Source organism: Nocardia sp. NPDC004654 (assembly GCF_040609595.1).
Lineage (GTDB): Bacteria > Actinomycetota > Actinomycetes > Mycobacteriales > Mycobacteriaceae > Nocardia.
This window is the reverse complement of the sequence record NZ_JBEXKI010000007.1, coordinates 117,087-135,791: the sequence shown is the minus strand read 5'-3', so window position 1 is coordinate 135,791 and position 18,705 is coordinate 117,087. Positions and strand designations below refer to the sequence as shown.

The following is an 18,705-nucleotide window of genomic DNA, read 5'->3' as shown; positions in this document are numbered from 1 at the left end:
GATGACAGAGACCGAGATCCGTTTCCCCGCAGCGCCTTCCGCGCTGAGTTTCGATCGCACCGTACCGCGGGCCGAGGCGCACCGCCGCGCGCTCGGTGAGGTGTTCGTCGCCGACTCGGTCGCCGACGGCGACTCCACCTTCTACACGGCGTTGCAGATCCCGCGCGCGCACAGCCTCTGGTACGACAGGACCACCGTCTACCACGACCCGTTCGCGATGGCAGAGGCCGCGCGGCAGGGCTCGTTCGTGGTCCTGCACCGGCACGTCGGCGTCCCGGTGGGGCTGCCGTTCAGCATGCAGCGCTACGACTTCGCGGTCACCGACCGGGAGGCCTTCCGCGACGACGAGAAGTCGCCGCTGGAGGGCATTCTGCGCTACGAGATCGTCTCGCGGGTCGATCGCGGCGCCGATTTCAGCGACCTGACGCTGGCGGGCGAACTCGTCGTCGGGGGCCGGGCCGCCATGGAATTGAGCGCCGATGTGGTCTTCCTGGCCCGCGCCGACTACGAGGCGCTGCGGGCCTACCAGCTCGGGCGGGTCCCCGCGGGCGGGCCCGATTACACGGCCGCGCCGCTGCCCGCCACGGCCGTCGGGCGGCGGGACTCGCGCAACGTGGTGATCGGCGCGCCGGTCGCGGTCGGTCCCGCCTGGGACTATCCGCTGCTGCCCGATCGCCGCCACCCGGCGCTGTTCGACCACGACTACGACCACGTGCCGGGGCCGTTCATCATCGAGGCGTTCCGGCAGGCCGCGCTGGACACCGCGGTCCGCGAGGGCATGCTCGGCACACCGAACGCCACGGTCGTGTCCTGCTCGTCCCGCTTCACCCAGTTCGCCGAGTTCGGCGCGCCGATCGAATGCCGTTGCACGCCATTGGATCCGACCCGACCGGGCACGGCCCGCATCGATCTGGAACTGCGCCAGTTCGACCGGGTCCTCACCGTCGGCACGCTGGAGCTCGCCGAGCTGACCGGTTGCGAAGACAGCTACCTGAACCGGACGGAGCAGCCGTCATGAGTGACACACTGCACGTGCTGGTGGTCGGCGCGGGGCCGACCGGTCTGGCACTGGCCACCGAACTCCGCAGGCACGGACTGACCTGCCGGATCATCGATCGCGCCGTCGACAGGCCCGCGAATCAGGCTCGCGCACTGACGATGTGGGACGGCGCGCTGGATGTGCTCGACCGCCACGGCACCGGCGACGCGGTGCGCGCGCGAGGCCTGCCGATGACCGCCGCCCGCTACTTCTCCGGCGGACGTCCCGTCGCGCAGGTGCGTTTCGGACCGGAGACCGGCAACGACGCCGAGCCGCTGATCATCACCCAGCCGTCGGTGGAATCCGTTCTGGTAGAGCACCTTCGGACGCTCGGCGTGCCGGTGGAGTGGCGCACCGAACTGGTGGAGCTGACCGATCGGGGCGAGCACGTCGAGGTGCTGCTGCGCCGCGGCGAGGAAGCCGAACGACTCACCGCCCAGTGGGTAGTGGGCTGCGATGGTGCGCACAGCGCGGTGCGCACCCTGAGCGGCATCACCTTCGAGGGCAGCACCTATCCGCAGTCCTACACGCTGGGCGACGGCGTCATCACGGCGCCGGTGCCGCCGGGCGAGGCGCACTACCACCTGCACCCCGACGGTGTGCTCGTGGTCGTACCGCTGCCGGACGGTCAGGTGCGGGTCTTCGCCGACGCCAGCGGCATCGGCGGCGACCCGGACGCCGCGCCCACCGTGGACGACCTGCAACAGCTGGCCGACAAGCGCGCGCCCTACCCCATCCGCATCCACGAACTCCAGTGGGCCACCAGGTTTCTGGTGCACATGCGGCATTCGGCCGCCTTCCGCAAGGGCCGCTGCGTGCTGGCGGGCGACGCCGCGCACGTGCACAGTCCGGCGGGCGGCCAAGGCCTCAACACCGGCATCCAGGACGCGGCCAATCTCGGCGGCAAGCTGGCGGCGATCATCAGCGGCGGCGCCGACGCCGACGTGCTGCTGGCCGGGTACGAGTCCGAGCGGATGCCGATCGCGCGCGAGGTGATCCAGGCCGCCGACCGCCAGACCAAACTGTGGACCGTGGGTTCGCGTCCGGGGCGCGCGGTGCGCGACCTGGTGCTCGGGACCCTGAGTCGCAGTGGGCTGCTGGAGAAGCGGCTGGTGCCCTCGCTGGCCCAGTACGAGCTCGACTACCGGCACAGCCCCGCCGTCGGCAAGCGCGGCGGCCGCCGGGCGCTCGGGCGCGCGATTCCGGAGGCGGCGCTCATCGGCCCCGACGGCGCGGCGACCGGCCTGCGCCGGTTGCTCTCCGCCCCGGGCCACGTGCTGCTCGCGGCGCTCGACGCGACGCCGTCGGCGGACGACGCCCGGCGGGTGTCGACGCTGCGCGCGCGAATCCACGAGTCGGGCTTGCCGTTCCGATTGCACGTCGTCGTACCAGGCGACCCGTCGGCGACGACCGCGCCCGACCTCGGCGAGGTGTTCTACGCCCCGCCCGGCTTCGCACCGAAGCACGAGCTCGCGGGCTGCAAGCTCATCGCGATCCGACCGGACGGCTATGTCGCCGACGCCTCACCCACACTCGACCTCGACGACCTGCTCGGCAAGCTACCCGGGTTCCGCGCACCGCACGATGCCGCGCCCACCCTGCTCGGACGGAAGGTCCCCTGACATGTGTTCCCCACAAATCCTCGCCGCCGCCCTGGCCGAGGCGCCGCCGCACGACGACCTGTGCGGCGGGCACGGACACGGCACAGGCGCGCACCACGATCACGCCACCGCCCACCACGGGCACGCGGGCGCGCACCACGAACTCAGCGGCCCATCGCACCACGAGCGCAGCGCCGCCACACACCACGGCCACAGCGCCGCGCACAACGGGCACGGTGCGCGAGCCCCACATGAGCACAGTGCCTCGGTGACGCACAGCCGCGGCGCGGTCGCCGCCGAGGGCGTGGGCCGTCGCCGCGCGCTGCGCACCGCTCTGGGCGCGGCGCTCGGCATCGCGGGCGCGTCGGCCGCCGCCGGGGCGATCGGCGCGCCGCGCGCCCAGGCGCAACCACTGAACCTGAGCGGATTCTCCGTGCGCGACCTGACCCACGCGGTGGGGCCGGATTTCCCGGTGTTCAACCTGTACGTGCGCCAGCCGGTGCAGCGTCAGGTGATGTTCGAGGAGATCATCGGCTTCAACACGGCCGAGTGGACCATGAACGAGCACACCGGAACTCACATCGACGTGCCCGCCCACTCCCAGCGCGGCCTGGCACGCGCCGACGCGATCCCGGTGGAGAACTTGGTCGCGCCGCTGTGTGTCGTCCGCATCGCCGAGCGGGCGGCCCAGGACACCACCACCGAACTGCACGTGGAGGACCTGCTCGACTGGGAGCGGCGCAACGGCCGCATCCCCGACGGCGCGTTCGTCGCGATGGACACCGGTTGGTATCACCGCGTCCACGATCCCGCCGCCTACCTGCCCTTCGACCCGCTGCGGCTGGCCCTGCTGATTCCCGGCATCGGCCCCGACGCCGCCGAATTCCTGCTCACCGAACGCTCCATCGTCGGCTTCGGCACCGACACCAGCAGCCTGGACGTCGGCACCCGATTCGAGCCGATGGTGCACCGAATGCTGCTGCGCTCCGGCCGGTACGGCATCGAGAACCTGGCCGCCCTGGACACGGTCCCGGAACGCGGAGCGACCCTCGTGGTCGGCGCCGCGAAGCTGCGTGGCGGCTTCGGCGCGCCGGTGCGGGCGCTGGCCTTCGTCTGATTGCTGTTGCCGCGCTTGGCAACCCGCCGTAGCATTCCAGAAATAGATAGCAGCACTACCTGTAGTGGATAGTTCGACTCTATATAGGTGGAGGAATCGTGTTCGAGAAACTCGGCAGGTGGTCCGCCGCCCATCGCAGATGGGTGGTGGTAGGCACCGTTCTGTTCATCCTGCTCGGCGGTCTCTGGGGTTCGGGCGCGGGAAACCTGCTCGGCGGCGGTGCCGGGCTGGACGATCCGACCAGCGAGTCGTCCCACGCGGACGAGATCTTGGAGACCACCCTCGGCAGGCACGTCGCCGACGTGGTGGTCATGTACGAGAGCGCGGAGATGACCGTCGACGATCCGCGTTACCGCGCGCGGGTCGAGGACGCGGTCGCCAAGGTCCCGCGCAGCTCCTACACCTGGCTGGAGACGTTCTGGACCACCGGCTCCCCGGACTTCGTCTCCGCCGACCGGCACAAGACCTACATCTCCATGCAGCTGCCCGGCCAGATCGAGGAAGACCGGGTCGTGGTGTGGCGCGAGATCGAGCACCTCTTCGACCAGCCCGGTCTCGAGGTCCGCTTCGGCGGCTTGGTCGCGGTGAACGACCAGTTCAACGACATCACCGAGGAAGACCTCGCGCGCGCCGAGTTGATCTCGTTCCCGCTGCTGCTGATCCTGCTGATCGTCATCTTCCGCAGCGCGATCGCCGCGGCGCTGCCGCTCGCGGTCGGCGTGGTGGTCTCGGTCGGCTCGCTCGCGGTGCTGCGGGTGGTCGGCACGTTCACCGACCTGTCCACCTTCTCGATCAACCTGGTCGTCCTGCTCGGTCTGGGTCTGGCCATCGACTACGCGCTGCTCATCGTCAACCGATTCCGTGACGAGCTGGCCGCGGGCCGCACGGTCGACGACGCCATCGGCACCACCATGGCCACCGCGGGTCGCACCGTCGCCGTCTCCGGCATCACCGTCGCGGTCACCCTCGGCGGCCTGGTGATCTTCCCGTCGCGGTTCCTCACTTCGCTCGGCTACTCCGGCGTCAGCGTGGTGCTGTTCGCGGTGCTCGGCGCGCTCATCGTGATGCCCGCCTTGCTGCGTTTCGCGGGCCTGCGCATCAACTCGCTGCGGATCCCGCTGCCGTCGTTCGGCAAGCGCGGCGGCGAGCCTGGCGCGCGCTGGTACAAGGTCGCGCACGCGGTCATGCGCCGTCCGGTGCTCGCCGCGGGCAGCATCGGCCTGGTGCTGGTGCTGCTCGGTCTGCCGCTGTTCGGCGCGACCTGGTCGCGGCCCGCCGACTGGGCGCTGCCCGCGGGCACCGACAGCCGGGTCGTCTCCGAGGAACTCGATCGGGACTTCCCGCTCGATCCGACCAAGGTGATCACCGCGGTGGTCGACATGCCCGGTGATGCCGCGAGTCCGCAAGCCCAGCAGGCGCTTTCGGGTTACCTCGACCGCCTGCGGGCGGTGCAGGGCGTGGACAGCGCCGCCGTCACCGGCACGGCGGGCGACCTGGCCCGCGTCACGCTCGGTTACTCGCTGGACTCGATGGACGCGCCGATCCGCGACGTGGTGCGCGAGCTGCGGGCCGTCGAACCGCCTGCGGAGTCGACCTCGTCGTTCACCAACCGCCCGGCGGCGGTGGCCGACCTGCTCGACATGCTCGCCGAGCGGCTGCCGTGGATGCTGCTGATCGTCACGGTGGTCTCGTTCGCGGTGCTGTTCCTCGCCTTCGGCTCGGTGCTGCTTCCGCTGAAGTCGGTGCTGATGAACCTGCTGTCGCTGTTCGCCACCTTCGGCATCGTCGCGCTCATCTTCCAGTACGGATTCCTTTCCGGCCCGCTGAATTTCGTTCCGGCGGGCTTCATGGACGCGAACATGCCGATGATGATCATGGCGATCGCCTTCGGTCTGGCCATGGACTACGAGGTGTTCCTGCTGGCGCGCATCCGCGAGCACTACCTGCGCAGCGGTGATCCGGTGGAGTCGGTGGCCTTCGGCGTGCGGCACACCGCGCGACTGATCACCAGCGCCGCGCTGTTGCTCGCGGTGGTGCTCGGCGCCTTCGTGTTCTCCGGCATCACCATCGTGAAGATGATCGGCGTCGGCCTCGTGCTCGCCATCTTCCTGGACGCCACCATCGTGCGCGGCCTGCTGGTGCCCGCCACGATGCGGCTGCTCGGCGACAAGGCCTGGTGGGCGCCGAAGCCGCTGGCCGTCTGGTGGCAGAAGTACGGAATTCCCGAACCTGGAGCCGACGCGGCTCCGGAACCCGGCGGTGCCGGCCGGCCGAGTGGCATCGAACCGGCAGATGCGCTCGGCACCACGGCGGCGACCTCGACAGCGCTGTCGCGGTGATCGTCGGTTTCGTGGCGGGCCCGGTCGACTCCTCTGGCCGGGCCCGCCGCCCCGGAAGGACATAGCTCATGGCAGCGAAGTACCAAGCCGGTCCGGTCCGTAGGGTCCTCAACCGCGCCGTGATGGCGTTGGCCGCGCGCGGCGCGGGACCGGACGGCATGTACATCCTCGAGACCATCGGACGGCGCAGCGGCCTCACGCGCCGAAACCCGGTGCGCATCATCGAATTCGACGGACAGCGGTGGCTCGTCTCCCCCTACGGGGAGGTGGGCTGGGTGCACAACCTGCGCGAACGCGACGTCGTCGTGTTGCGCCGCGGCCACGACGAACAGCGGGTGTGGGCGGAATCGGTGCACGGCGACCGCGCGGGCCACGTGCTGCACCAGTACGTCAAGAAGGCGCCGGTGACGATGCCGTACTTCGACGCCTCGTCGCGCTCGGCGCCCGGCGTGTTCACCGCCGAGGCGCACCGACACCCCGTCTTCCTACTGCACGGCTGGAGCGAGACCCCATGACCACCACCCGTCCCGCGGCGAGTTCGGCGGCGCTCGAGACGATTCGCGATCCGAGCCGGTGGTGGGTGCTCGCCACCGTCTGCGTCTCCACGTTCATGCTCACCCTGGACATCACGGTGGTGAACGTGTCGCTGCCCGCCATCCAGGCCGATCTGTCGGCGAGCTTCGGCGCGCTGCAATGGGTGGTGGATGCCTACGCGCTCGGCATGGCCGCGTTCCTTCTGACCAGCGGCTCGCTGGCGGACCGAATGGGCAGGCGCAGTTTGTTCGCCGGTGGTCTCGTGGTGTTCACCGCCGCGTCGGTCGCCTGCGGCGTCGCGGGAACTCCCTTGCTGCTGAACCTCTCTCGCGGTGTCCAGGGCGTCGGCGCGGCGATCCTCTACGCGGTCGGCCCCGCCATGCTCGCCGCGGCCTTCACCGGCAAGGAGCGCGGTACCGCGTTCGGCCTGTTCGGCATGACGACCGGGATCTCGGTCGCCGCCGGTCCGCTGGTCGGCGGTGCGCTCACCGAAATCGATTGGCGCTGGGTGTTCTACCTCAACGTGCCGACCGGGCTGGTGGCATTGCTAGTGGTGCTGGCGAAGGTGCCCGAGAGCGCGCGCCGGGGCGGCAGGCCGGTGGATCGGGCCGGGCTCGTACTGTTCTCGGCGGCGCTGTTCCTGTTGGTGTACGGCATCATTCGCGGTCCGGTCGCCGGATGGACAGCGGGTTCGACCATCCTGTGCTTCACCGGCTGCCTCGTGCTGGTCGCCGCGTTCGTGCTGGTGCAGCGCCGCGGCAGGCATCCCATGCTCGATCTGGGGCTGTTCGCCAACCGCACCTTCGACGCGCTCTCGGCCGCGACGTTCGTCCTGAATTTCGCTGTCATCCCGGTGATCCTGTTCGGGGTGCTGTGGATGCAGGGCGTGCTCGGCCACTCCGCCATCGAGACCGGACTGCGCTTCCTGCCGCTCACCGCGATGCTGCTGGTGGCGGGCGTGCTCGGCGGCGTGTTGAGCGTGCGGGTCGCGACCAACCGGTTGATCGGCGCGGCGCTGATCCTCACCGGTATCGGGTTCCTGCTGCTCAACGCCATCGGCCCGGAGGACGACTGGACCGCCGCCCTGGTGCCGTTCCTGGTCGCGGGTATCGGTATGGGGCTGTTCAATCCGCCGCGGGCCAACGCCTCGGTCGCCATCGTCGCGCCGGAGGACTCCGGCATGGGCTCGGGCGTGAACGAGACCTTCCAGCAAGTGGGTTCGGCACTCGGCGTCGCGGTGCTCGGCGCGGTCGCGCACGCGCGGATCGCCGACAGTCTGTCCGGCCAGCCGGTGCCCGCCGCCGCGGTGGACGCGGTCGCGGCCGGATCCATCGACCGGCTCACCACCGAAACCTCGGCCGCCCACGCGGCCGAGCTGACCGACGCCGCGCACCGGGCCTTCGTGTCCGGCCTGCACGCCGTGGCGACCATCGGCGGGCTGGCCAGCGTGATCGTCGGCGCCGCCGCGCTTTTCCTGATCCGCCGCCAGGATTTCGTCCAGGATCCGGCCGCACCCGAACACGACGACGCACCCGCCCTGCCCTGACGGGCGGGCCGAGATCGAAGGGGAATCATGAACTGCCGCAAACAGATCGGACGAGCCACGGCGGTCGTGGCGACGGGTGTCGCCGCGCTGGCCTGCGGCACCGCGGGCGCCGACGTGGTGGTGCCGCTACCCGGCGCCCACCAAGTGCAGACGCTCATGGACGGGACGGTGGTCACCGTGCGCCTGACCGGCGAATCGGTGACCATCAACCCCTCGCTCGGCGGGACGCCGCTGCACCGCAACGCCTGGGTGTCCGGCAGCGCGCACGTCGAGGTGACCGGCGCGGGCGACCGGCCGGGCGGCAAACTCATCCCCGGCTACACCGTCGGCTGTCAGGTGGACATCTCCGGCGGCGGGGTGGAAGGGGGCGTGGAGGGCGGCCTCAGCTGGCGCGATCCGCAGAACGTCCGCCCGAACGTCGGCGCGGAGTCCGGTGGCGCGCTCTCGCTCGGCCCCGGCCAGACCCGCTCGTTCTACCTGCTGGACGTCGAGGTCCCCGACGACTTCGGCAACGAAGACCACAAGCCCGTCAACCGTTTTCGCGGCAACACCGCCTCGGTCACCTGGGCCGACTCCACCATCGCACTGACCGGCTGCGCGGGCTATGCCCAAGCCCGAGCCTTCATCCGCGTCGAGATCGAGACCGCGAACGTCGCCTCCCACCTCACCGTCTGGGGCGCGCCGTTCAGCCTCGGCTAGTCGGTCGCGACGGCGCGAGCTCTGCCCTCCTCGAAGAAATCCAGTAATCGCGCGACGGTGGGCACCTGGTCGCGCGGGCGCGAGGCGCCGAACGATTCGTTCCAGTAGGGGCCGGTGCGCGGGGTCCACGGGCCGACATACGCGTAAGGGCCCGGGTGGGACGAATCCCCTGGGGACACACCGAAATTGACCTCGTCCAGCGTGCTGGACAGGTCGAAATGCTCGGGCCACAGGACCGGGGTGATGTCGGGCGCGAGGCAGCGCAGGGCGGCGTCTCCGGTGGCGAACCAGTCGGCGATCACGGCCGCGGCCTCCTCCTCGACGCGCACTTCGTCGTCGAGGCCGCGTCCGGTGGTGTCGGCGTACACGCCCTCGGGCGCGCCCGGCTCGAGGTTCGCCGAGTCGGCCAGCTGGCGGTAGGTGCCGGTCAACGGCGCGCGGCCGAACGGTCCGACCAGGCTGGCGCCGACCACCGACACCGGCAGAAGCGCCCCGCCGAACCCGCCGAGCACCACCCGCAACCGGATCGTGCCGTCGCGCCGGTACTGCGGCCCGGCGATCAGCAGCTCCGCCGTCCCGTGCAGGGAGTTCCTGGTCTCCCGGTACGTTGCCTCGTCCACTCCCGCATCATGCGCCGTCGCGGATCGGCGCACAGCGGTTTCGCCGCATCGCGTCTCGCGCGGCGCTCACCGGGCGAGGTCGCACAGGACCATGTCGATCACGTCCTGCACTCCCCCGTGCGGAGTGAGCGCGGTGATGATGTTGGGGAGCTGATTCATCGCGATGGTGACCGCGTGCCCGTCGGTGGCCGCGCCCACCACGCTGCTGCCCGCGATCGAGCCGCCGTGGCCCCACGTCTCGATGCCGCACCGATTCACCCTGCGGAACAGCCCGAGTCCGACCTCCTGGTCGAGCAACGGCACCCCGCTGGGAATCGTCGTGCGCATCTGCTCGAGCTGCGCGGGCGCGACAACCCGGCCGGTGATCAGCGCCATGAAGAAGCGGTTCAAGTCCCGTCCGCTGGCGACGATCGCGCCGTCGGGGAGTCCCCAGTTCGGGTCGATGTCGGTGATGTCGACGCGTTCCCCTCCGACGACGAGATAGTTGCGGGGATGCGGCCCCCGCACCACCTGTTCCAGCGGATACAGCGGCCAGTAGGTCTCCTGCAGTCCGAGCGGCAGGATGATCCGGCGCGTCACCTCGACGCCTACCGGCAGACCGGTCAGCCGTTCGATCAACGAGCCGACGATCAGATAGTTGGTATTGGAGTAACCCCATCGGGCGCCCGGCTCGAACTCGGCCGGTCGGTCCAACGCGGTTCGGATCAGCTCGGACGCCGGACGGTACCGCTGCATGCCCGCCACGCTGTCGAGGTCCACCTCGTCCAGGTAATCGGGGATGCCGCTGGTGTGCTGGAGCAGATTGCGCACGGTGATGCGGCGCCCGTCGCCCCCGGGCCCGGTGACCACGCCGGGCAGGTAGGCATCGATCGGCGAGTCCAGCTCGACACGCCGCTCGCCGACCAGCTGCAAGGCGACGGCGGCCACGAACGACTTCGTGTTGCTCGCGACGCGCACCCGCGCGTCGTCGGGGAACGGGGCCCCGGTGCCGAGATCGCCCACCCCGCTGTTGAGCCGCGTCTCGCCCGAGTCGCCGCTCACCACCAGCTGCGCGCCCGGCACACCCGAGGCGACCACGACCCGATCCAGCTCCGACTGCCAATTCGCCTCGACCCCCGGTTCCGCCCCGACGGGACTCGGCCCCGCCCACACCATCGACGCGACCAGAACAACCACCACCACGAACCAGCGCATGATCTCCCCTCTCCCCCGACCCCACCGCGATCACCGACGTGAATCCGGCGATCACAGGGATCGGATACAGAGCGAACAGTTCTCGAACGTCCGAAGTCCCACCCCCAGCCTCCCTCATGTCGAGCGCTCGAGGTAGCCCCCTCCGGTCCGCGATTTCCCACCGCCCGATCGGCGGTCGATGTTTCGAAGTCGCCTTCAGCGGTGTCCGCAGCGCTCCTGCGGCGAGCCTCGCGAGAGGCTTCCATGCGGCCGGTAACCCTGATTCTTTCCTGAGAATGCGTGCCTCCCGGGAACTCGAAAATTGTGAGAGCCGTTGGCGGGGAAGCACATCGGGTGGGTTCAACGGCGGGAAGGGTGCTGGCCTCATGCGGATAGGCACGATCGAAAAGGTGCGTTTCGGGGGCATCGCCGTTGCAGAACGCATCGAACGAGTGCTTACCGCGCGCATTGTGGCGGTGGTGTGAGTGTTCGCGTGGTGGGGTGGCTTGGTCTCGCGGATCCGGTTCGTGGTCATCGGGGTGGTGGCCGCGGGCATGCTCGGTTTGGCCGGTTACGGGGCCGGGCTCGCGGATCATCTGAGTTCGGGCGGAATGTTCGACCCGACCTCGGAGTCCTCGGAAGCCGCGCGGCTGGCCGATGCGGCGTTCGGGCGCAACCACGAAGGTGATGTGCTCGTCCGCTACACCGCGCCCCCGGGAACGACCGTCGACGACCCCGAGTTCGCGGCCAAGGTCGTCGCAAGCCTCAACGACCTACCCCGGCGATACCCGGAGCAGATCTCCGGCATCACCGCCGCCTACTGGCGTACCGAAACCGGCAAGATCAGTGGCCCCCGGCTCGCGACCGACGATCGCGGACACGCCTTCGCGGCCATCGCCCTGCACGGCGACGACGACACGACGATGATCCGCAACTACCGAGCTGTCAAAGGCGCCTTCGACATCGCAGGCGTCGATGTGCGGGTGAGCGGGTTGCAGCCGGTCGCCGGCGCACTCAACGACACCATCGCCGACGACATCCACCGGATGGAGCTGCTGGCCTTTCCCGTCGTCGGGCTGCTGTTGTTCTTCGTCTTCGGCGGTCTCGTCGCCGCGGCGCTGCCGTTGGTCGTGGGCGGGCTGACGGTCTTCGGCGCCTTCGGCATCGTCAAGTTCCTCACCGAGTTCACCGAGGTCAACTCGTTTGTCTCCGCGGTGGTTTCGATGATCGGGTTCGGCCTCGCCATCGATTACGGACTGTTCATCGTCAGCCGGTTCCGCGAAGAACTCGCCGAAGGCTACGACACTCCCGCCGCCGTGCGGCGCACCGTGATGACCGCGGGGCGCACCGTTGTCTTCTCCGCGACGATGATCGTCGCCAGCGTCGGCGGAATGCTGCTGTTCCCCCAAGGATTCCTGAAATCCTTCGCCTACGGCGCGATCGCCACGGTATCGATGGCGGCCCTGACCGCCATCACGATCCTGCCCGCGATGCTGGCGGTCCTCGGTCCGCGCGTGGACATGCTGGGTATCAAGCGGTTTCGCCGGACCAGACCCGCCGAGGAGGTCGAGAACGGGTTCTGGGGTCGCAGCACCCGCTGGGTCATGCGCCACCCGGTCAAGGTATTGGTCCCACTGGTGCTCGGGCTCGTGCTGCTGATCCTGCCCATCGGCAATCTGGCATTCGGCGGACTCAGCGAGAAGTACCTGCCGCCGGACAATCCGACACGCCTGGCCCAACAGGAATTCGACCGGCTGTTCCCGCTCCGCAAATCCGATCCCCTCGAACTGGTCTTCGTCTCCGACGACACCAACGCGGTCGGCGCGCTGTGGAAACAAGCCAACACCGCACCCGGCCTGGCCGCGCCCTTCGGCGTGCCGACCCCATCGACCACACAACCCGAGGTCTTCCGCACCACCGCCGCGCTCACCGACTCCAGCGACGCCGGGCCCTCCATCGATTACCTGCGTGACCTGCCACAGCCCGAGTCCGTGCGCATGCTCGTCGGCGGTATGCCCGCCCTGCAGAAGGACAGTGTCGACACTCTGCTGTCGCGGATACCGTGGATGGTCGCCCTGGTCGTGCTGGTCACGACGGTGCTGATGTTCCTGACTTTCGGATCGCTGGTGCTGCCGATCAAGGCCGCGCTGATGAGCGCGCTCGGCCTCGGTTCCACCCTCGGAATCCTGACCTGGATCTTCATCGACGGCCACGGCGCGACGCTGCTGAACTTCACCCCGCAACCGATCACCTCGCCGGTGCTGGTGGTCATCATGGCCATCATCTACGGTCTCTCCACCGACTACGAGGTCTTCCTGCTATCCCGCATGGTCGAAGCCCGCGCCCAAGGCGCCTCGACCACCGAGGCGGTGCGCATCGGCACCGCGCACACCGGCCGCATCATCACCGCCGCCGCCTTGATCCTGCTGGTGGTCGTCGGCGCGTTCGCGTTCTCGGACCTGGTGATGATGCAGTACATCGCCGTCGGCATGATCGCGGCGCTGGTTATCGACGCCACGGTCCTGCGCATGCTGCTGGTCCCAGCGACCATGAAACTGCTCGGCGAGGACTGCTGGTGGGCGCCGCAATGGATGAAGCGCATTCAGCAGAAGGTCGGCCTCGGCGAACCCGTCCTCGATGACGCGCATCCACGCAACGCCGACCCGGTCGATCTGATCCACACCACACCGGTCACCGATCCGGTCACCACACAGCTACCCGCGGTATTCGGTCCCGACCCCGCGCCGTCACCACGGCGGGTGTCACGACTTCGGCCCCCACACCCGCCCCGAGCCATCTCGACCGACACCGAACCGCCCACCACGCCGATCCATCGATAACGGCCGCCCAGCCGAAGGCCCGAGCACAAGAGCTTTCCTCGGCGCTGATCGTCGAGCGGCAATGTTCGGTCGATACCGCCCGGAGGGCTTCGTCGGGGCGCGGCACCCGAGTCGCGGACGGCCCCAACGTATCTAAATGGTACGCACATATCGCATCCATGGTACGTTCGTACCGCGTTAAATGATACGCACATACCGCAAAGAGGACGAAGGGAGGCTCGTGCCGAAGATCGGGCGATTCACCAGCGCCGAAGCGAAGGCGGATTTCTTTCGCGCTTACGACACCGTGGCAGCGCGATGGCCAGTGCCCTCGATCGACATCGATGTCGAAACACCTTTCGGCACAACACGAGTCCGCAAATCAGGAGCCGCCGAGGGCGCGCCGATCGTGCTGCTGCCCGGCATCGGGGGCAACGGCATGGTGTGGCACCGATTCATCGGCGAGCTGTCGCGCGACCGTGTGGTGTACACGCCGGACGTCATCGGATGGGCCGGGCGGTGTGAGCAGACCGCGCCGCTACGCGATGCGGAGGACATCGCGACTTGGCTGGTCGCGGTCCTCGACGGTCTCGGTGCGGATCGAGTGCACCTCGCAGGAAATTCCTACGGCGCCTGGCTGGCCGGCGTGGTCGCGGTGTACCACTCCGAACGCCTGGCCAGTCTCACCATGATCGAGCCCAGTGGAGCCACCTTCGCCAAGCCGAGGGTGGGGCTGCTGCTCAAATTCTTGATGGCGGGCATGCGGCCGACTCCCGAACGCATGCGAAAGCTCACCAAGTGGTTGATGCCGGGACTCGAGCACACCGACGAAGAATTCGCGGTAGCAATGGCGACGACGAAGTTCCGGTCGGGAGTGCCGTGGGATCGGCCGTTCACCGACGAACAGCTGGCCGCCATCGCCGCGCCGAGCCTGATCCTCTACGGCGCCGAGACAATCGTCAGCGATCCGGTGCACGGGGCCGCTCGTGCCCACGCTTGCATCCCGACCGTCGAGGTCGAAACCTACCCGAGCATTGGACACGATCTGCTGTGGGCCAATCCGGACCAGGTGATTCCGCGCTTCATGAAATTCATCGACAGTCTGTGAGGCGGCCACCTCAGTCGAGACAGAATTCGTTGCCCTCGATGTCTTGCATCACGATGCACGACTCGTCGTAGCCATCGGCGGACAGTAGTCGCACGCGTACCGCACCGAGGGCGACCAGTCGTGCGCACTCGGCTTCCAGTGCGGCAAGGCGCTTCTCACCCACGAGGCCAGTGCCGACCCGGACGTCGAGATGCACCCGATTCTTGACGACCTTGCCTTCGGGAACGCGCTGGAAGTACAGTCGCGGGCCCGCTCCCGACGGATCGACGCAGGCGAACGACGAACCCTGACGCTCGAGTGGACGCGAGCGATCGACTTCGTCCCACGTGGCGAACCCCTCCGGCGGCGGCGGTACGACATAGCCCAACACCTCGCACCAGAAACGAGCGACGCGCTCGGGTTCCGCACAGTCGAAAGTGATTTGGACCTGCTTGACCGATGCCATCGGTCCACCATAACGGCGTGTGCTGGTCACCGAGCCCTCGAACATCGACCTGAAGTCATGGGTTGACGTGCCGCCGGTAACGCGTCAGCCCGGAGACCCGGCGCTCCCTGTGCTCCGTAACGCCGCACGGTGGGCAATCGATGGTCAGGTGACAGCGAAGCAATGTGGCAGAGAGGATTTCGCATGAGAAGGACGACAACTGTCGTTGCCGCCGCCGTTGTTTCGGGTTTCGCTACCACGCTCGGATCCGGTGCGGCCCACGCCGCGCCGCAGGACTGCGTTGTCACGCGGGACCTGGTCGGCGCGACGGCGACGTGCCACGACGACGGACCCGCCGGGCGGGAGTACGCCCTGATCGTCGAGTGTTTCGGCCTGCACGGCGTGCCCAACGCCTTTCCGCTCATGGCCATCGGCCCTTACCAGGGTTCGTGGAGTGGCTCCTTCGGCCCATCCGGCCGAGGCACGGCCTCGTGCATGGGCCCGCTGAGCATCGGGACCGCGACGAACGCCTACGTGACGATCTACCGGGACTGATCCATCACGCGCCGTCGAGCGCGACAGCACCTTCGCATCGGCGATAGCCCAGCCGGAAGACACTGGATCCCGGATGCCGACCGCGCGCTGATCATGTGCTGAATGCGGAAGGCGAGCGCGAGGTGGAGCCGCACCGAGGCGAGGCCCCACCGCATCGCGGGTCGATCATCATGCTCGTCCCCTCCGCGCGCCGATGTCTACCGGTCGAATCGTGTTCGGGTGCAGGCCCGTTACTCGCCCGGTAGACGGCGACCGCAGAGTTGACGATTCAGCGCTGGCGAACCGGCCGGACGACGATCTCGTTGACGTCGACGTCCGGCGCTTGGCCCACCGCGAAGGCGACCGCATCGGCGATCGACTCGGGTGCGATCGCGTCGCGACGGTACTCGGCCATGAACGCCTTGGCCTGCGGGTCGCTGATGGACTCGGCCAGTTCGGTGGTCACCACACCCGGCGAGATCGTGGTGACCCGGATTCCGGGCGGCGCCTCCAGCCGCAGACCCTCGGTGATCGCCCACGCGGCGTATTTGGTCCCGCAATACACGGCCGCGGTCGGACTGACCGCGTGCGCGCCGATCGACGCCACCGTCACCAGATGGCCGCTGTCTCGGGCGAGGAAATGCGGCAGCGCGGCCGCGATGCCGTGCAGCAGACCGCGGATGTTGACGTCGATCATCCGATCCCATTCATCGACGAGGCCCGCGTCCAGCCGCGACAGCGGCATCACACCCGCGTTGGCGACCAGGACATCGAGTCGGCCGTGGCGCGCGACAACGTCGTCGACGGCGGAACGAACGGCCTCCCGGTCGGTGACGTCGAGTTCGCACGGCTCGATCGCGCCTCCGCTCTCGTCGGCGAGCGCGTGCAATAAGTCCACACGCCGCGCCGCGGCGACAACGCGCATACCGTCGGCGGCGAGCCGACGGGCAATGGCGCGCCCGATGCCGCTGCTCGCACCGGTGACGAAGGCGACGGAGTCGGTCATGTTCTCTCCCTTGGGTCGGTCACGGTGACCGCCACATCGGCGAGACACCGGCATCGCCAATCGGTCGACGCGACTTCCACTCTCGAAGCCCTCGACCGCCCCCGGCAGACCGAAACGTTCCTGGGAGTAACGCACCCGGAAACCCGGGGCGTCCGCGCCCTACGATGCGGATATGACCGGTGCCGAACTCGGCGCGTATCTCAGGCGGATCGCCAACAGAGCAATCCAAATGCCGCAGGCGATGATCCCGATCCGCTCAATGAGCCCTGCGGGTCCCCCGTCCACCAATTTGGCGGTGAGGGCGAAGGCGACGTATGAGGTGGCGACCAGAAGGCCGGTGGCTTTCGAATATTGGGACCAGCCGCGGTTTCCGAGTGCCTCGTCGCGTCCTGCGAGCACGAAGCAAGCCGCGGTCAGCGAAGTGAACTGAACCAGACCGAGGAGACTATGGATGGCGCCGTGAATGGTCAGCTCCTCCGACGCTCCCGGTGGGTACCCCAGCGAAGGGTCGGGCAGGATAGGCCCGATGGCGACGAAGGTGAGGCCATAGATGCCGAGCAGGATGGGGACCCAGGTGTTTCCACGTCCGGTACGCAGCAGCCGCCTCACTCCGACGGTGAAAGCGAGCAGGAGCGCTCCGGTGACGATGTAGTTGGTTATCTGCATCCACCCACCAGGCCCCAGTTCGAGGTTGCTGTCGGGGACCACCAAGGCGTTGTAGTCAGGGCGTATCGCCCCGAGGACGAGAACGACACTGATGTTGAGCAGTGGAGCAATGATTCCACAGGCCAGCAGTATTCGCGTTGCCGCTGACTGCTGTCCGGTATTTCGTGCTGTGGTTTCAGGGCTGAGGGTGTCGGTCACGACACGTGTCCTTTTGTCGTCGATCAGTGTGGGGGTTCGAATTGCGTTCGGCTCGCCGACCGCACCCGAGGAGAACACCACTATCGACCGATCGGTCAGGCCGGGGATTGGAAGAATGTTCCCCAGGCCCGGTACCCCATAGCCGTTTACGGCTCCATCCGAGGATTCGGCGAGCTCGCCGACCTTCGCCTGGCCACCGGAGGCGAGTATGCGATGCCAGGCGGCGATCACCTCGGGATCTGGCGTCCGCGTCGACCTTTCACACTGCGCCAGAGACGATTTCGTTAGTGCGAACCTTCCTCCGAGGTTTCGGCATGCGCAAGTTGCTCCCGCGGTCGCCGGACCTCGGATCCCCACAGTTCCTCCAACGGGATAACGCCATGGCCCAGATGGATTGCGGCAATGTCCAGCACATCGCGGTATCCGATGATCGCAGCAACCGATGGCGCGGCGGACCGACCCGCGAAATCCCACCTCGAACCGGGTCCGCAGCCGATATTCACAACTCCAACCGGTTCAGGCTACGGAAACGTGAACACCCTGGGCAGCGGCCACATTGTCGGCCGCTGCCCCTCGAACCAGCCGTGCTCGACTGCTCACTCGCTGGTGACATCCTCTACGGCGGGCAACGCTAGTCCTCGATCCAGCCGAGCTGAATCGCGTTCTCGTGCATGACGTCTTCGACTACGGGCAGCGTGAGGAACGAAACCGCATACAGAACAACGAGGACCCCGATCGCAACGGCCCAACCTCGAACACTGAATTCCGGCAAACGCGCCCCATCCTGTCCAGCGTCAGCAGTGCGGTCCCGACGTAGGCGCGTCCGCGGGAGCCGCCGGTCGGCCGGTCTCAGCATCCACGACGCGATGGCGCAGATCGCGAACATCATTGCCCCCGACCACGACTCGATACCGTCACCGACTGCCAGATGGGACGCAACGGCACCCGACCACAGGAAAATGGCGCCCGCGTACGCCCATTCCTTGATCAGGGGGAGCCCGGGCGCGATGATCGCGACGGCGGCGCCGACCTGCCACGCACCCAGCACGTAGGCGAGAAAGTGCGGGTATCCCAGATGCTGCAACTGGATTTCTATCCATTCGATCGGCACAAGGTTCCACACCGACCCCGCAACCAATTCGAAGACGATGACGAGCGTGGTGACCCAAAAGGCGATGGATCGGATCCGGCTCGAGTTCCGGTTGTTTCGTGCGACGGTGGCTGACTTCTCATCGGTTGCACGCTGGAAAACGTTGGTCATGGCCATGGTCAACTCCTGCCG

15 protein-coding genes and 1 pseudogene are annotated in these 18,705 nt (G+C 68.3%); 10 read left to right on the top strand and 6 right to left on the bottom strand.

What is annotated here, in order from left to right; translation table 11 throughout:
* Position 1: 1 nt before the first annotated feature.
* The 7 genes from ABZV58_RS23840 (at position 2) to ABZV58_RS23810 (ending at position 8,875) form a co-directional block, all read left to right on the top strand.
* Positions 2-1,018: an AfsA-related hotdog domain-containing protein gene (locus ABZV58_RS23840; protein WP_355002360.1), complete on the top strand. Its 1,017-nt coding sequence runs from the start codon at positions 2-4 to the stop codon at positions 1,016-1,018.
* A complete protein-coding gene (locus ABZV58_RS23835) occupies positions 1,015-2,661 on the top strand; it encodes an FAD-dependent monooxygenase (protein WP_355002359.1) in 1,647 nt (548 codons plus the stop codon). Before ABZV58_RS23840 ends, ABZV58_RS23835 begins: the two co-directional genes overlap by 4 nt.
* A 1-nt stretch (position 2,662) precedes the next feature.
* On the top strand, positions 2,663-3,757 hold the full coding sequence (locus tag ABZV58_RS23830; RefSeq protein WP_355002358.1) for a cyclase family protein: 1,095 nt from the start codon (positions 2,663-2,665) through the stop codon (positions 3,755-3,757).
* Between the two features lie 98 nt (positions 3,758-3,855).
* The gene (locus tag ABZV58_RS23825) at positions 3,856-6,096 is read left to right on the top strand and encodes an MMPL family transporter (RefSeq protein WP_355002357.1); all 2,241 of its coding nucleotides are present in this window, start codon (positions 3,856-3,858) and stop codon (positions 6,094-6,096) included.
* 68 nt (positions 6,097-6,164) lie between these two features.
* A complete protein-coding gene (locus tag ABZV58_RS23820; protein WP_355002356.1) occupies positions 6,165-6,611 on the top strand; it encodes a nitroreductase family deazaflavin-dependent oxidoreductase in 447 nt (148 codons plus the stop codon).
* Complete coding sequence (locus tag ABZV58_RS23815; RefSeq protein WP_355002355.1) at positions 6,608-8,176, top strand: MFS transporter; 1,569 nt, start codon at positions 6,608-6,610, stop codon at positions 8,174-8,176. The genes ABZV58_RS23820 and ABZV58_RS23815 overlap by 4 nt, the downstream gene beginning before the upstream one ends.
* Before the next feature lie 27 nt (positions 8,177-8,203).
* Positions 8,204-8,875 carry an MspA family porin gene (locus ABZV58_RS23810; protein ID WP_355002354.1) on the top strand — a complete coding sequence of 224 codons (672 nt, stop codon included), beginning with the start codon at positions 8,204-8,206 and terminating at the stop codon, positions 8,873-8,875.
* Here ABZV58_RS23810 and ABZV58_RS23805 read toward each other — a convergent pair.
* Positions 8,872-9,495 (bottom strand): hypothetical protein, encoded by a 624-nt coding sequence (locus tag ABZV58_RS23805; protein WP_355002353.1) that lies wholly within the window; start codon positions 9,493-9,495, stop codon positions 8,872-8,874. The genes ABZV58_RS23810 and ABZV58_RS23805 overlap by 4 nt on opposite strands.
* Before the next feature lie 66 nt (positions 9,496-9,561).
* Complete coding sequence (locus tag ABZV58_RS23800) at positions 9,562-10,689, bottom strand: serine hydrolase domain-containing protein (RefSeq protein ID WP_355002352.1); 1,128 nt, start codon at positions 10,687-10,689, stop codon at positions 9,562-9,564.
* A 464-nt stretch (positions 10,690-11,153) separates the two neighbouring features.
* Between ABZV58_RS23800 and ABZV58_RS23795 the strand changes: the two are divergent.
* Positions 11,154-13,310, top strand: a pseudogene (locus ABZV58_RS23795) (MMPL family transporter); the annotation flags it as partial.
* Positions 13,311-13,728: 418 nt separating this feature from the next.
* Positions 13,729-14,595 (top strand): alpha/beta hydrolase, encoded by an 867-nt coding sequence (locus ABZV58_RS23790; RefSeq protein ID WP_355002351.1) that lies wholly within the window; start codon positions 13,729-13,731, stop codon positions 14,593-14,595.
* A gap of 10 nt (positions 14,596-14,605) precedes the next feature.
* Here ABZV58_RS23790 and ABZV58_RS23785 read toward each other — a convergent pair whose 3' ends face one another.
* The gene (locus ABZV58_RS23785) at positions 14,606-15,040 is read right to left on the bottom strand and encodes a VOC family protein (RefSeq protein ID WP_355002657.1); all 435 of its coding nucleotides are present in this window, start codon (positions 15,038-15,040) and stop codon (positions 14,606-14,608) included.
* 183 nt (positions 15,041-15,223) lie between these two features.
* Here ABZV58_RS23785 and ABZV58_RS23780 point away from each other — a divergent pair, with 183 nt between their 5' ends.
* Positions 15,224-15,574, top strand: a complete 351-nt coding sequence (locus ABZV58_RS23780; protein WP_355002350.1) for a hypothetical protein — start codon at positions 15,224-15,226, stop codon at positions 15,572-15,574.
* A 268-nt stretch (positions 15,575-15,842) separates the two neighbouring features.
* Here the strand turns inward: ABZV58_RS23780 and ABZV58_RS23775 are convergent, their stop codons facing one another.
* From ABZV58_RS23775 to ABZV58_RS23765, 3 genes are all read right to left on the bottom strand, one after another.
* Positions 15,843-16,559, bottom strand: a complete 717-nt coding sequence (locus ABZV58_RS23775; RefSeq protein WP_355002349.1) for an SDR family oxidoreductase — start codon at positions 16,557-16,559, stop codon at positions 15,843-15,845.
* 159 nt (positions 16,560-16,718) lie between these two features.
* Positions 16,719-17,654 (bottom strand): DUF998 domain-containing protein, encoded by a 936-nt coding sequence (locus tag ABZV58_RS23770; protein WP_355002348.1) that lies wholly within the window; start codon positions 17,652-17,654, stop codon positions 16,719-16,721.
* Positions 17,655-18,054: 400 nt separating this feature from the next.
* The gene (locus ABZV58_RS23765) at positions 18,055-18,690 is read right to left on the bottom strand and encodes a DoxX family protein (RefSeq protein WP_355002347.1); all 636 of its coding nucleotides are present in this window, start codon (positions 18,688-18,690) and stop codon (positions 18,055-18,057) included.
* Between the last annotated feature and the right edge of the window lie 15 nt (positions 18,691-18,705).

What these genes read in the sequence shown, in the direction of transcription:
- ABZV58_RS23765 (WP_355002347.1), bottom strand. Translation starts at nt 18,690, where the DNA reads ATGGCCATGACCAACGTTTTCCAGCGTGCAACCGATGAGAAGTCAGCC.
- ABZV58_RS23800 (WP_355002352.1), bottom strand. Translation starts at nt 10,689, where the DNA reads ATGCGCTGGTTCGTGGTGGTGGTTGTTCTGGTCGCGTCGATGGTGTGG.
- ABZV58_RS23830 (WP_355002358.1), top strand. Translation starts at nt 2,663, where the DNA reads ATGTGTTCCCCACAAATCCTCGCCGCCGCCCTGGCCGAGGCGCCGCCG.
- ABZV58_RS23820 (WP_355002356.1), top strand. Translation starts at nt 6,165, where the DNA reads ATGGCAGCGAAGTACCAAGCCGGTCCGGTCCGTAGGGTCCTCAACCGC.
- ABZV58_RS23835 (WP_355002359.1), top strand. Translation starts at nt 1,015, where the DNA reads ATGAGTGACACACTGCACGTGCTGGTGGTCGGCGCGGGGCCGACCGGT.
- ABZV58_RS23775 (WP_355002349.1), bottom strand. Translation starts at nt 16,559, where the DNA reads ATGACCGACTCCGTCGCCTTCGTCACCGGTGCGAGCAGCGGCATCGGG.
- ABZV58_RS23815 (WP_355002355.1), top strand. Translation starts at nt 6,608, where the DNA reads ATGACCACCACCCGTCCCGCGGCGAGTTCGGCGGCGCTCGAGACGATT.
- ABZV58_RS23785 (WP_355002657.1), bottom strand. Translation starts at nt 15,040, where the DNA reads ATGGCATCGGTCAAGCAGGTCCAAATCACTTTCGACTGTGCGGAACCC.
- ABZV58_RS23810 (WP_355002354.1), top strand. Translation starts at nt 8,204, where the DNA reads ATGAACTGCCGCAAACAGATCGGACGAGCCACGGCGGTCGTGGCGACG.
- ABZV58_RS23780 (WP_355002350.1), top strand. Translation starts at nt 15,224, where the DNA reads ATGAGAAGGACGACAACTGTCGTTGCCGCCGCCGTTGTTTCGGGTTTC.
- ABZV58_RS23840 (WP_355002360.1), top strand. Translation starts at nt 2, where the DNA reads ATGACAGAGACCGAGATCCGTTTCCCCGCAGCGCCTTCCGCGCTGAGT.